The organism is Kutzneria sp. NPDC052558 (assembly GCF_044547355.1).
GTDB lineage: Bacteria > Actinomycetota > Actinomycetes > Mycobacteriales > Pseudonocardiaceae > Kutzneria.
The window spans coordinates 49,160-61,586 of sequence record NZ_JBIUAG010000020.1; the positions used below are offsets into that span (position 1 = coordinate 49,160).

Below are 12,427 nucleotides of genomic sequence, written 5' to 3' on the forward strand. Positions count from 1 at the left end.
CTGGTGGCGCTGCGGGAACGCCCTCATACCGGGTCGTATTCGGGCGTTTCCGCGGTGTCGTCAGGGGCCGCGTCGGCGCGGCTATCGCGGTCTTGATCCGCGGGACACCCCCTAGTACTCGCCGCGCACCAGGTTCTGCGGCTCCTCACCGCGGACGAAGCGGGCCACCTCGGCGGCGGCGATGCTGTAGGCCCGCTTCTCCCGGCCGGTGCAACTGCCGGCCACGTGCGGGGTCAGCAGCAGGCCGTCCACGCTCCACAGTGGATGGTCGGGAGGGAGCGGCTCCGGGTCGGTGACGTCGAGCGCCGCCCGGAGCCGACCACTGCTCAGTTCGGCGACCAGCGCGTCGGTGTCGACCACCGGGCCCCGCGCGGCGTTGACCAGAATCGCGCCGTCGGCCATGCGGGACAGGAACTCGGCGTCGACCATCCCGGAAGTGTCGGACGTGAGTGGTACGACTAGGACAACCGCGTCGTGCGTGCCGAGCAGCTCGGGCAACCGGTCCTCCCCGAGCACCCCGTCCCGCGCGGTGCGGCCGACCAGCGTGGTCGTCACGTCGAACGGCTCCAGCCGCCGCACCAGCTGGCGGCCGAGGTCGCCGGCGCCGACGATCAGCACCCGCTTGTCCTGCAAGGTGTCGGTGACCTGGAAGTCCCAGCGCCCGGCCCGCTGGGCGTCGAGGAAGAAAGGCAGGTGACGGTAGAAGGACAACAGAACGCCGACGACCCACTCCGCGGTGCTGCCCCCGTGAGCGCCCCGGCAGGTCGACAACGCCACCCCGTCGGGCAGCCGGCCCAGCCACACCTCGGCCCCGGCGCTGAGCAGCTGCACCAGCCGGAGCTTGGGCAGCTTGTCGACCAGCGGAACGGCCCGCTTGCCGGCCAGGAACGGCGGGATCAGCACCTCGGCCGTGGCCGCCTCGGCCGGCAGCTCGCCCTCGACGTCGTAACGGACCGGGTGGACGCCCTCCAGCGAGGACAGCGCGGCCAGCGCGTGCTCATCGGGCACCAGCACGGTGATCGTGTCGTGATCGGTCACGCCCTGACCCTAGTCCGCGCCGACGCTCACCTGGGGTTCACGTGGGCGCGCTTACGCTCGGGCATCATGCGGAGCGCGAGCCGGGTAGTGGCCACGTCGGTGGCACTCGGCCTGTTGGTGGCCGGGTGCGCGAGCTTCCCCGACCAGTCCAACGGCGCCAACGTGGAGAACTGGCAGCCGCAGCCCCAGCTGACCGAGGCCCCGGGGCCGCAGCCCAGCGCGCCCGGCGGCTCGGACGCCGGCGGCGGGGGCACGATCCCCGGCCCCAACGGCACGGCCCGGTCGGTGCCGCCGCCGCAGGGCTGCACCGACTTCGACCAGAACGTGATCGGCACCTGCATGGCGCCGCTGGCCGCCGTGGCCGCGCTGCCCGGCGGGGCCACCGGCCTGGCCGCCGAGCGCACCACCGGGCGGGTGCTGGCGGTGCAGCACGGCCAGGACCCGAAGCCGGTGGCCACCATCGGCGTGGACGCCTCCACCGACGGCGGGCTGACCGGCCTGGCCCTGTCGCCCACCTACCAGCAGGACCAACTGGTGTACGCCTACGTGACCACGGCCACCGACAACCGGGTCATGCGCTTCGCGGTCGGCGACACGCCCAAGCCGGTGCTCACCGGCATTCCCAAGGGGCCGACCCACAACCGCGGCGTGCTGGCCGTGGACCACAGCGGCGCGCTGCTGGTCGCCACCGGCGACGCCGGCAACCCCGCAGCCGCGGCCGACCCGAACTCGCTGGCCGGCAAGGTGCTGCGCATCGACGGGCTCGGCAAGCCGGCCGGCGGCAACCCCAATCCCAACTCGGCCGTGGTCGCTTCCGGGCTCCAGGACCCCGGCGGCATGTGCACCGCCGCCGACGGCAGCTCGGCCTGGGTCACCGACCAGACCGACAGCGCCGACCAGCTGTACCGGATCACGCCTGGCCAAGCCCAGCTGAGCAGCCCGGCCTGGTCGTGGCCGGACAAGCCGGGCGTGGCCGGCTGCGCCGCGTTCACCGACGAGATCAGCGTCGCCACCGTGCGCAAGCCCGGCCTCCAGGTGCTGTCCCTGGCCCGGACCGGCGGCTTCAGCGGCAAGCCCAGCACCATCATGGACGGCCCCGAGGGCTACGGCCTGATCGGCGCGATGGACGTCATCGACCAGAACACCCTGCTGGTCGGCACCGTGAACAAGGACGGCAGCAAGCCCGTCTCCAGCGACGACCGCGCGATCATCATCCCCAAGCCCAACGGCGGCCAGCCCAAGGACTGAGTTTTTGGCGCCGCCTTCGGCGTCGCGGCTCGGCCCCCGGGTAGCCGATGCCTCGCCCTTGCTGGATTTAGCCCGCCGCATCGGCTCGGGTGGGTGGTTGCATCGGGTGGCGGCGGTCGAAATCCAGCAACCGGGCGAAGCACCGGCGGGGCCTCGCATACTCCGCAGCAAAGGGGCCTCCCGGCGGTCCGGGAGGCCCCTTGCGTTCACCTAGTCGTCAGCCGCCGCAGCGTTCGATGATGAGCTCGCGGACCCGCTTGGCGTCGGCCTGGCCCTTGGTGGCCTTCATGACCGCGCCGACGATCGCGCCGGCGGCGGCGACCTTGCCGCTGCGGATCTTCTCGGCCACGTCGGGCTGGGCGGCCAGGGCCGCGTCGACCGCCGCGGTCAGGGCCGAGTCGTCGGAGACGACCTTGAGGCCCCGCTTCTCCACGATCTCGTCCGGCTCGCCCTCGCCGGCCAGCACGCCGTCGACGACGGCCCGGGCCAGCTTGTTGGTCAGGCTGCCGTCCGCGACCAGCGCCGACACCCGGGCCACCTGGGCCGGGGTGATGGGCAGCTCGGCCAGCTCCTTGTTCAGGGTCTTGGCCTGCTGCGACAGGTAGGCCACCCACCAGGACCGCGCGTCGTCCGGCTTGGCGCCGGCGTCGACGGTGGCCGCGACCAGGTCCAGCGCGTCGGCGTTGACCAGGTCCCGCAGCTCCAGGTCGGTCAGGCCCCACTCGCGCTGGATGGTCTTGCGACGCACCCACGGCGGCTCGGGCAGGCTGGCCCGCAGCTCCTCCACCCACTCCCGCGACGGCGCGATCGGCACCAGGTCGGGCTCGGGGAAGTAGCGATAGTCCTCGGCGGTCTCCTTGGTCCGGCCGGGCCGCGTGGTGGCGGTCGACTCGTCGAAGTGCCGGGTCTCCTGCTTGATCTTGCCGCCGCCGGCCAGCACCGCGGCGTGCCGGGTCATCTCGTAGCGCACGGCCCGCTCGACCGAGCGCAGCGAGTTGACGTTCTTCGTCTCGGTGCGGGTGCCGAACTCGGTGGCGCCCTTGGGCATCAGCGACACGTTGGCGTCGCAGCGCAGCGAGCCCTGGTCCATCCGCACGTCGGAGACGTTCAGGCCGCGCAGCAGGTCCCGCAGCGCGGCGACGTAGGCCCGGGCCACCTCGGGGGCCCGGGCGCCGGTGCCGACCAGCGGCTTGGTGACGATCTCGATCAGCGGCACGCCGGCCCGGTTGTAGTCCAGCAGCGAGTAGTCGGCGCCGTGGATGCGGCCGGTGGCCCCGCCCACGTGCAGCGACTTGCCGGTGTCTTCCTCCATGTGCGCCCGCTCGATGTCCACCCGGTAGGTGCTGCCGTCGTCCAGCTCGACGTCGAGGTAGCCGTTGAAGGCGATCGGCTCGTCGTACTGCGAGGTCTGGAAGTTCTTCGGCATGTCCGGGTAGAAGTAGTTCTTCCGGGCGAACCGGCACCACTGCGCGATCTCGCAGTTGAGCGCGAGGCCGATGCGCATCGCCGACTCGACGGCCTTGCCGTTCACGGCCGGCAGCGCGCCGGGCATGCCCAGGCACACCGGGCAGACGTGGGTGTTGGGCTCGCCGCCGAACACGTTGGCGCAGCCGCAGAACATCTTGGTGTTGGTGTTGAGCTCGACGTGCACCTCGAGCCCGAGCACGGGGTCGTAGCGCTCGATGACCTCGTCGTAGTCCATCACCTCGGCAATGGCGGTCACTCCGCGCCGTCCTTTCGTGCCCCACGGATCGCCAGCGCCCCACCGGTGACCGCAACCAGCACGCTGGCGATCGCGTTGACCAGGGACAGCTTGTCGCCCTTCTGCAGCGCCTTGCGGGCCTGCGCGCCGGCCGCGACCACACCGATGGCCGAGCCGATGATCGAGATGGCCAGGCGGGCCTTGTTCACGTTCATCGGGAGATCGCCTCCAGTTCGGGCACACGGTTGATCAGCGGACCGCCCTGGGCGGCGTCGCGGGCGACCTCGTACGCGGCGGCGACGCGGTACATCCGCTCGTCGGCCAGCGCGGGCGCCATCACCTGGAGGCCCACCGGCAGGCCGGTGTCGGCGGCCAGGCCGCACGGCACGCTCATCGCGCCGTTGCCGGCCATGTTGGCCGGGATGGTGCACAGGTCGTTGAGGTACATCGCGAGCGGGTCGTCGATCCGCTCGCCGATCTTGAACGCGGTGGTCGGCGTCGTCGGCGCGACCAGCACGTCCACCTGCTCGAACGCGGCGGCGAAGTCCCGCGAGATGAGCGTGCGGACCTTCTGGGCCGAGCCGTAGTAGGCGTCGTAGTAGCCGGCCGACAGGGCGTAGGTGCCGAGGATGATGCGCCGCTTGACCTCGGGGCCGAAGCCGGCCTCCCGGGTCAGCGACATGACCTGCTCGGCCGACAGCTCGCCCAGCGCCCCGTCGTCGACCCGCAGGCCGTAGCGCATCGCGTCGAAGCGGGCGAGGTTGGACGAGGCCTCGCTCGGCGCGATCAGGTAGTAGGCGCCCAGCGCGTACTTGAAGTGCGGGCAGGAGACCTCGACCACCTCGGCGCCCAGCTCGCGCAGCTGCTGCACGGCGGCGTCGAAGGAGTCGAGCACGCCCTGCTGGTAGCCCTCGCCGCGGAACTCCTTGACCACGCCGACCTTGACGCCCTTGAGGTCGCCGGTCGCGCCCTGGCGGGCGGCCTCGACGACCGGACGCACCGGGGCGTTGATCGAGGTGGAGTCCATCGGGTCGTAGCCGGCGATCACCTCGTGCAGCAGCGCCGCGTCCAGCACCGTGCGGGTGCAGGGGCCGGCCTGGTCCAGCGAGGAGGAGAAGGCCACCAGGCCGTAGCGGGAGACCGTGCCGTAGGTCGGCTTCACGCCGACGGTGCCGGTGACCGCGCCCGGCTGGCGGATCGAGCCGCCGGTGTCGGTGCCGATGGCCAGCGGGGCCTCGAACGCGGCCAGCGAGGCCGACGAGCCGCCGCCCGAGCCGCCCGGGATGCGGTCAAGGTCCCACGGGTTGCGGGTCGGGCCGTAGGCCGAGTTCTCGGTGGAGGAGCCCATCGCGAACTCGTCCATGTTGGTCTTGCCGAGGATCACGATGCCGGCCGCGCGCAGCCGCGCGGTGACCGTGGCGTCGTAGGGCGGCAGCCAGTTCTCGAGGATCTTGGAGCCGACCGTGGTGGGCTCGTCGACCGTGGTCAGCACGTCCTTGAGGGCCAGCGGCACGCCGGCCAGCGGCGAGGCGATCTCGCCCACCGCGACCTGCTCGTCGACCTTGGCCGCCGCGGCCAGCGCGCCCTCGGTGTTGACGTGCAGGAAGGCGTTGACCGCGCCGTCGACCTCGGCGATGCGGTCCAGGTGGGCCTGCGCGACCTCGACCGCGGAGACCTCACGCTTGTGGATCTTGTCCGCAAGGTCGGCCGCGGACAGACGAATGAGCTCGCTCACTGTTCCTCCCCCAGGATCCGGGGCACGCGGAAGCGCCCCTCCTCGGCGGCCGGCGCGCCGGACAGCGCCTGCTGCTGGGTCAGGCACGGGCGGACGACGTCCTCGCGGAAGACGTTGGTCAGCGGCACGGCGTGCGAGGTCGGCGGCACGTCCTGCTGGGAAACCTCGCCGACCTGGGCCACCGCGTTCAGGATGGTGTCGAGCTGGCCGGCGAACAGGTCCAGCTCGTCATCTGTCACGGCCAACCTGGCCAGCCGGGCGAGGTGTGCCACCTCGTCTCGGGAGATGCTGGGCATGCGGAGGTGCTCCTCCAAGAGTGAGCGGGGCTTGCGGGCATGACCGACCGAGTCTAGGACGCGTGTGCGCGCAGCTCCGAACGGGTATCACGGGTGGTGCGGTTTCCCGGCACTCGGACGACGATCCTCATCCGCGCCGCCGGTCTGCGACAATCGGCGGCCGGGTGCGGGCGGCAGGGTCCCGCGCCACGAGCCAAGGCATGGAGGCGTTCCGCGGTGTCCTTCCTGATCCGGGTCCAGCTCCCGGACCGACCCGGCACGCTGGGCGCGGTGGCGACCGCGCTCGGTGAGATCGGGGCTGACATCCTCAGCGTGGACGTGGTGGAGCGCTCCCCCGGCCTGGCCATCGACGACCTCGTCGTCGAGCTGCCGTCCGGCCGCCTGCCGGACGCCCTGATCACCGCCGCCGAGTCCATCGAGGGCGTCGAGGTCGACGCCGTGCGGCCCTACGCCGGCGTGCTCAACACCCACCGCGAGCTGGAGCTGGTCGAGGAGATCGCCGCCCAGCCCGACCAGGGTCTGGCGATCTTCGCCGAGGGCGTGCCGCGCATCGTGCGGGCCGGCTGGGCCCTGGTCATCACCCACGACGGCGAGGGCGTGCACCGGCTGGCCGCCAGCCCCGCCGCCCCCGAGACGCGCATGGTCTCGGTGCCGTGGATGCCGCTGCCCCGCGCCACCATCCTCGACGGCGAGGAGGACTGGGTGCCCGAGACCTGGCAGGAGCTCGGCACGGAGCTGGCCGCCACGCCCCTGGGCAAGCCCGAGCGGGTGCTGCTGGTCGGCCGCCCCGGCGGGCCCATGTTCCGCGCCGCCGAACTGGCCCGCCTGGCCCACCTCGCCGGCATCGTGTCGGTGGTCCTGCCGGACTGAGCGGCAATGTGGTTTTGTCGCGCGGCGATTGCCCGACCAGGCGTGCGCCATGCGGCCCAATTCCCGCCAACACCGCGCTGACCTGCGGCGATAGTAATACTTGAGTAAACTTTGAGAATTCTCCCAGGCTACGGGGCGCCGATTCCGAGCAATTTCGCCGGGATACTCGGGGCAGCTTCCCGTAGCGAATGGAGAGCATCGTGTTCCGAATCAGCGCGGTTGTCGCGGCCGTGGCGCTCGCGACGGTCACCGCCACCACGCCCGCCTGGGCGTCGACGGATCGGGTGGTGCACTTCGACCTGAGCCACCTCCAGCAGCCGGAGAACATCACGCTGGAGCCGGACGGCTCCGCCGATCTGACGTTCAGCCCGGCCGCCCAGGTGGCCAGGGTGAGCCCGTCCGGCCAGGTCACCATCCTGGCCCAGCTGCCCGGCCGCACCGGGGGCATCGTGCGCACCCCGGACGGCGCCCTCTACGTGAACGTCAACGCCGGCGACCAGACCGGCGTCTACCGGATCGGCCGCGGCGGCGGCGCCAAGCTGTTCGCTGCCCTGCCGGCCGGCTTCGTCAACGGCCTCGCCCTGGACGGCCGCACCCTCTACGCCACCGACTCCTCGGCCGGGCAGGTGTGGCGGATCCCGCTGAACGGCGGCGCCCCGGCGATCTGGGCGCAGGGCGGCCCGCTGGCCAAGGTCACCGGCTTCGGCTCCAACGGCATCAAGGTGCACGCCGGGGCGGTGTGGGTCAGCAACACCGACAACGGCACGCTGCTGCGGATCCCGGTCCAGCGTGACGGCTCGGCCGGCGCGATCCAGACCCGCGCCACCGGCCTGCCCGGCATCGACGACTTCACCTTCGACGGCCGCGACGTCCTCGCCGCCATCAACGCCAGCAGCCAGCTCGCCGTGATCCATCCCGACGGCAGCCACACCATCGCCCTGACCGCGACCAACGGCCTGTCCAACCCGACGTCCATCGCCGTGCGCGGCAAGTCGGTCTACGTGGCCAGCGCCGCCTACCGCACCCAGAACGACCCCAACCTGCTCATCACCCGGTTCTGAGCCGTCGTCGGCCCACCGCCATGGGCCGACCACCGCCCTCACACCACCGGGCTCCGCACCAGCGCCCACCCACCGAGGCGCGCCGTTCGTCGCCCCGCGCCGGCAATATCACCCGCTTGCGAACCGACGCCCACCCACCTCGGTGGACCGGCCTCCACTCCTGGCCCCGTTGCCGCGCCGGCAATATCACCCGGTTGCGAGCATCGCTCGGACCGCCGAGACCAGGTCGGCGTTGCCGAGAGCAAGTGTGCCGTCGGGGCGGTGCAGGGTGTCCTCCAGGCCGATCCGGGTGGAGAGCCCGAGCCGCACCGCCTCGCCGAGCACGGGCCACGCGTCTTCTTCTTGTCCGTGCAACAGAATCGGCGGCTCGACCCAGGAAAGCGCCTCCAGCAAGGGATCCGGCCGGTCGCCGGGCTGGACCTCGGCCAGCACCCGGACCACGCCGGGCGGGATTCCCTTGGCGCGCAAGGCCTGCGCCGCCGGCAGGTGGAAGACTCCGAGCTCGATGCCGATGCCGGCGGCGTGCAGCGCGGCGCAGACCTCCCGCCACCCATCCTCGTGCACGTTCACGGAAGCGGTGTCGGGCCGGCCGGCGGCGAGACCGGCCCACCCGGCGACGAGCTCGGCGCGGCGCACCGGATCGGGCTGGATCCACGCCCCGGTGGTCACGCCGATCTCCACGCCCGGCACGGCAGCCCGGATCACCGAGACGGCGGTGGCCACCTCGGGTCCGGCGATCACCTCCAACCCGGCAACATCGCGCGGATGCACGTGCAGGGCGGTCACGCCGAGCTCGGCCACCGCCGCGGCGTCGGCGGCCAACTCCTGAGGCGTCACCGGCAGCGCGGGATGCGCGCCCCGCGGCCGATCCCCGTTCAGACAGGCTTGCAGCATCCCCCGACCGTGCCCTGGCCGGGCCGCAACGGCAACGGGGCCAATTCATTCGATCGAGCTAAGACCGTGTGGGTTCCCGGACAACGGCTTGGATTGGCCACGACTCCTCCAGTACGTTCCGGGGCGGCCAGGGCATGGGCTCGGCCCGAAGCAAGGAGACGTGATGCGCGGCCATCACCGGGTGGTGCACCCCGAGGCAGCACTCGCCGTGTCGGCCGGCATCACCGGCATCACCTTCGCGGCAGTGGTCGCGGTGATGGCGGTCCAGCACGCCAGCGACCAGGCGACCGACGTGCGCAACGCCGGCCAGACGCCGGCGCCGACGCCGACCACCACCTCGGCGACGCCCACCCAGCAGCCGCCGACCACGATCATCGTGCAGCAGCCGGCGCCGCAGACGAAGGTGCTGGTGGTGACCAAGGAGGTGCCGGCGCCGCCGGTCACCAGCAGCGCGCCGAGGTCGGCGCCGCAGCCGAGGGACCTGCTGCCCTCGACCACGCCGCCCGACCCCTACGGCCAGATGATGACCGAATGGCCGTCCATGGCCGGCAACGTCTTCGACCTATTCGTCCGCTGAGGCCTCCTCCTCTTCCTCGGCCCCGATGACGGCCACCTCGGTCGCCGCCTCCGGCCCCTGGGCCAGCAGCACCCGGAAGCCGTCCTCGTCCAGCACCGGCACCTTGAGCTGGATCGCCTTGTCGTACTTGGATCCCGGGCTCTCGCCGACCACCACGAACGAGGTCTTCTTCGACACCGAGCCGACGGCCTTGCCGCCGCGCACGATGATCGCCTCCTTGGCCTCGTCCCGGGAGAGGTTGGGCAGCGTGCCGGTGACGACGATGGACAGGCCCTCCAGCACCCGCGGCGTCGAGGCGTCCTGCTCCTCCGCCATGCGCACGCCGGCGGCGCGCCACTTCTCGATGATGTCCCGGCGCCACTCCCACTCGTGCCACTCCAGCACCGCCGCCGCGATGGTCGCGCCGACGCCGTCGGCCGCCGCCAACTCCTCCTCGCTGGCGGCGAAGATCCGGTCGATGGAGCCGAACGTGACCGCGAGCGCCCGCGCCGCCGACGGGCCGACGTGGCGGATCGACAGCGCCACCAGCACCCGCCACAGGTCCCGGTCCTTGGCCGCGGCCAGGTTGTCCAGCAGCCGCTCGCCGTTGGCCGACAGCTTGTAGCCCAGCTCGGACTTCTTGTCCTGGGCCCGGAACAGCTCGGTCCGCAGCAGCTTCTCCTCGTCGAGGTCGAACACGTCGCCCTCGTCCTCCAGCACGCCGGCCTCCAGCAGCGCGGTCGCCGCCTCGTAGCCGAGCACCTCGATGTCCAGCGCCTTGCGGCTGGCCAGGTAGAACAGCCGTTCCCGCAACTGGGCCGGGCAGGACTGCTGGTTGGGGCAGCGGATGTCGGCGTCGCCCTCCTTCTCGTAGCGCAGCGTGGTGCCGCACTCCGGGCAGTCGGTCGGCATCACGAACTCGTAGGCGTCGTCCGGGCGGACGTCGATGACCGGCCCCAGCACCTCGGGAATGACGTCGCCGGCCTTGCGGATGACGATCGTGTCGCCGATCCACACGCCCTTGCGCTTGACCTCGGACGCGTTGTGCAGCGTCGCCCGCGACACCGTGGACCCGGCCACCAGCACCGGCTCGGTCACGGCGTACGGCGTCACCCGACCGGTGCGGCCGACGCCGACCTGGATGTCCAGCAGCTTGGTGGTGGCCTCCTCCGGCGCGTACTTGTAGGCGATCGCCCAGCGCGGGGCCCGCGAGGTGGAGCCGAGACGGCGTTGCAGCGCCACCTCGTCCACCTTGATCACGATGCCGTCGATCTCGTGCTCGGCGTCGTGCCGGTGCTCGCCCCAGTAGGCGATGTGCGCCTCGACCTCGCCGATGCCCTTGACCAGCTTGGTGTGCGGCGACACCGGCAGGCCCCACGCGGCCAGCGCGCGGTAGGCGTCGGACTGGCGCTGCGGCTCGAAGCCCTCGCGCTTGCCCAGGCCGTGGCAGATGAAGCGCAGCGGACGGCTCGCGGTGATCTTCGGGTCCTTCTGCCGCAGCGAGCCGGCGGCCGAGTTGCGCGGGTTGGCGAACGGGGGCTTGCCCGCCTCGACCAGGCCGGCGTTGAGCTCCTCGAAGTCCTCCACCCGGAAGAACACCTCGCCGCGCACCTCGACCAGCCTGGGCGTCGGGAACTCCTCGGCGCCGGTCAGCCGCTCCGGGATGTCCTTGATGGTGCGGACGTTGAGCGTCACGTCCTCGCCGGTGCGGCCGTCGCCGCGGGTCAGCGCCCGCACCAGCCGGCCGTCCTCGTACAACAGGTTCAGCGCGAGGCCGTCGATCTTGAGCTCGCACAGGAAGTGCGAGTCCTCGCCGATCTCCTTGTGCACGCGCTCGGCCCAGGCCTGGAGGTCCTCGGTGTTGAAGACGTTGTCCAGGCTGAGCAGCCGCTCCAGGTGGTCGACGGCGGTGAAATCGGTGGAGAAGGCGCCGCCCACCCGCTGGGTGGGCGAGTCCGGCGTGACCAGGCTGGGGTGCTTGTCCTCGATGGCCTGCAGTTCCCGCAGCAGCACGTCGAACTCGCCGTCGGTGATCGTCGGCGAGTCCAGGACGTAGTACCGGAACTGGTGTCCACGGATCTGCTCGGCGAGCTCGCCGTAGTGGGCGCGAACCTCGTCGGGAACGTCTTCGGTGCTGGTCACGGGCCTAGATTAGCGGCCACCCCCGACAGTTCCGGCCCACCGTGGCCCGCGCCGGGCCAGGTCGCCCAGTGGGGTAACGACCCGAATCCGCGCCGCGCGTCAGCGCTGCGATGAGGACGGCCTCAGCGTTCGGAGTGGTCCGCCCCCAGGGGATTGCCGTCGGCGTCCTGCCCGGCCAGTCCACGCACGATGGTCCGCAGCTCCAGCAGCGTGATGGCGTGCTCGGGGACGGTCTCCGCGGCCTCGACCCGGCGCAGCCGCTCGGCGGCCAGCCGTTCGCCGAGGGTGGCGTCGAGGGGCAGGAAGGTCATCGCGGTGCGGGCCTCGTCGGTCAGCGCGGCCAGCTGCGGATGGTGCACGGCCACGTCGACCACGCCGGCGTCCCGGTCGACCTGGGCCGCCACCCGAACGTCGGCCAGCCGCAGCCGGTGCTCGCCGATGTTGACGGTGACCTCGGTCGGATCCGGCACCGGCGGCACCGAGTCGTGGTACTCCCAGATCATGTCCTCCGACGGCGCGGCCCGCTGCCAGGCGTCGGTGTAGGGCCGCAGGTCGGGGCGCTCCTGGCCGGTGACCACGAGGGCGTAGACGGCGCGCTGGCCGCGTTCCACCGAGAAGTGCAGCTCCGGATGGATCGCCGCGACCTCCTCGCACAACAGGTGCTCGATCCGCTTCGGCTCGCTGTCGCCGAGGGCGGAGTTGATCTGCGGCAACAGCTCGTGCCAGCGCTCCCAGAACCGCTCGGCCCGGGCCCGCGGGTTCTCGGTGGCCGGTTCCAGCCACTCCGCCACCTGCTCCGAGTCCGGCTCGAGGGGTGCGGTGTCGTGCTCGGCGTGACGGCGCCGCCACGGGAACCACTTCATCCCGTCATTGTCCGCCTCGGCG

At 72.0% G+C, this 12,427-nt stretch carries 12 protein-coding genes; 4 read left to right on the top strand and 8 right to left on the bottom strand.

All coding sequences use genetic code 11. From position 1 onward, the window contains the following. Window positions 1–111: 111 nt before the first annotated feature. Window positions 112–1,038, bottom strand: a complete 927-nt coding sequence (locus ACIG5F_RS30925; RefSeq protein WP_396523428.1) for a 2-hydroxyacid dehydrogenase — start codon at window positions 1,036–1,038, stop codon at window positions 112–114. A gap of 66 nt (window positions 1,039–1,104) precedes the next feature. On the opposite strand from ACIG5F_RS30925, the gene ACIG5F_RS30930 reads away from it, so the two are divergent. Continuing rightward, window positions 1,105–2,286 (top strand): PQQ-dependent sugar dehydrogenase, encoded by a 1,182-nt coding sequence (locus ACIG5F_RS30930; protein WP_396523429.1) that lies wholly within the window; start codon window positions 1,105–1,107, stop codon window positions 2,284–2,286. A 217-nt stretch (window positions 2,287–2,503) separates the two neighbouring features. Here the strand turns inward: ACIG5F_RS30930 and gatB are convergent, their stop codons facing one another. Genes gatB through gatC form a run of 4 tightly spaced genes read right to left on the bottom strand, consistent with a single transcriptional unit; the run spans window position 2,504 to window position 6,019 of the window. Beyond that, on the bottom strand, window positions 2,504–4,009 hold the full coding sequence (gene gatB, locus ACIG5F_RS30935) for an Asp-tRNA(Asn)/Glu-tRNA(Gln) amidotransferase subunit GatB (RefSeq protein WP_396523430.1): 1,506 nt from the start codon (window positions 4,007–4,009) through the stop codon (window positions 2,504–2,506). After that, window positions 4,006–4,203: a hypothetical protein gene (locus tag ACIG5F_RS30940; RefSeq protein WP_396523431.1), complete on the bottom strand. Its 198-nt coding sequence runs from the start codon at window positions 4,201–4,203 to the stop codon at window positions 4,006–4,008. The genes gatB and ACIG5F_RS30940 overlap by 4 nt, the downstream gene beginning before the upstream one ends. Next, window positions 4,200–5,723 (bottom strand): Asp-tRNA(Asn)/Glu-tRNA(Gln) amidotransferase subunit GatA, encoded by a 1,524-nt coding sequence (gene gatA, locus ACIG5F_RS30945; RefSeq protein ID WP_396523432.1) that lies wholly within the window; start codon window positions 5,721–5,723, stop codon window positions 4,200–4,202. The genes ACIG5F_RS30940 and gatA overlap by 4 nt, the downstream gene beginning before the upstream one ends. Beyond that, entirely contained in the window at window positions 5,720–6,019 is a 300-nt protein-coding gene (gene gatC, locus ACIG5F_RS30950) for an Asp-tRNA(Asn)/Glu-tRNA(Gln) amidotransferase subunit GatC (protein ID WP_211765645.1), read from the bottom strand. The genes gatA and gatC overlap by 4 nt, the downstream gene beginning before the upstream one ends. A gap of 216 nt (window positions 6,020–6,235) precedes the next feature. Here gatC and ACIG5F_RS30955 point away from each other — a divergent pair, with 216 nt between their 5' ends. Together ACIG5F_RS30955 and ACIG5F_RS30960 are read left to right on the top strand one after the other, a co-directional pair. Then, the gene (locus ACIG5F_RS30955; RefSeq protein WP_396523433.1) at window positions 6,236–6,889 is read left to right on the top strand and encodes an ACT domain-containing protein; all 654 of its coding nucleotides are present in this window, start codon (window positions 6,236–6,238) and stop codon (window positions 6,887–6,889) included. Between the two features lie 200 nt (window positions 6,890–7,089). Next, window positions 7,090–7,950 (top strand): SMP-30/gluconolactonase/LRE family protein, encoded by an 861-nt coding sequence (locus ACIG5F_RS30960; RefSeq protein WP_396523434.1) that lies wholly within the window; start codon window positions 7,090–7,092, stop codon window positions 7,948–7,950. 186 nt (window positions 7,951–8,136) lie between these two features. Here the strand turns inward: ACIG5F_RS30960 and ACIG5F_RS30965 are convergent, their stop codons facing one another. After that, window positions 8,137–8,844, bottom strand: a complete 708-nt coding sequence (locus tag ACIG5F_RS30965; protein ID WP_396523435.1) for a 3-keto-5-aminohexanoate cleavage protein — start codon at window positions 8,842–8,844, stop codon at window positions 8,137–8,139. A 163-nt stretch (window positions 8,845–9,007) separates the two neighbouring features. Here ACIG5F_RS30965 and ACIG5F_RS30970 point away from each other — a divergent pair, with 163 nt between their 5' ends. Next, the gene (locus tag ACIG5F_RS30970) at window positions 9,008–9,421 is read left to right on the top strand and encodes a hypothetical protein (RefSeq protein ID WP_396523436.1); all 414 of its coding nucleotides are present in this window, start codon (window positions 9,008–9,010) and stop codon (window positions 9,419–9,421) included. Here the strand turns inward: ACIG5F_RS30970 and ligA are convergent. Both ligA and ACIG5F_RS30980 read right to left on the bottom strand, forming a co-directional pair. Next, window positions 9,407–11,542, bottom strand: a complete 2,136-nt coding sequence (gene ligA, locus ACIG5F_RS30975; protein ID WP_396523437.1) for an NAD-dependent DNA ligase LigA — start codon at window positions 11,540–11,542, stop codon at window positions 9,407–9,409. The genes ACIG5F_RS30970 and ligA overlap by 15 nt on opposite strands. Before the next feature lie 122 nt (window positions 11,543–11,664). Next, on the bottom strand, window positions 11,665–12,405 hold the full coding sequence (locus tag ACIG5F_RS30980; protein ID WP_396523438.1) for a hypothetical protein: 741 nt from the start codon (window positions 12,403–12,405) through the stop codon (window positions 11,665–11,667). Window positions 12,406–12,427 lie beyond the last annotated feature (22 nt).

What these genes read in the sequence shown, in the direction of transcription:
- gatC (WP_211765645.1), bottom strand. Translation starts at nt 6,019, where the DNA reads ATGCCCAGCATCTCCCGAGACGAGGTGGCACACCTCGCCCGGCTGGCC.
- ACIG5F_RS30980 (WP_396523438.1), bottom strand. Translation starts at nt 12,405, where the DNA reads ATGAAGTGGTTCCCGTGGCGGCGCCGTCACGCCGAGCACGACACCGCA.
- ACIG5F_RS30970 (WP_396523436.1), top strand. Translation starts at nt 9,008, where the DNA reads ATGCGCGGCCATCACCGGGTGGTGCACCCCGAGGCAGCACTCGCCGTG.
- ACIG5F_RS30930 (WP_396523429.1), top strand. Translation starts at nt 1,105, where the DNA reads ATGCGGAGCGCGAGCCGGGTAGTGGCCACGTCGGTGGCACTCGGCCTG.
- ACIG5F_RS30940 (WP_396523431.1), bottom strand. Translation starts at nt 4,203, where the DNA reads ATGAACGTGAACAAGGCCCGCCTGGCCATCTCGATCATCGGCTCGGCC.
- ACIG5F_RS30965 (WP_396523435.1), bottom strand. Translation starts at nt 8,844, where the DNA reads ATGCTGCAAGCCTGTCTGAACGGGGATCGGCCGCGGGGCGCGCATCCC.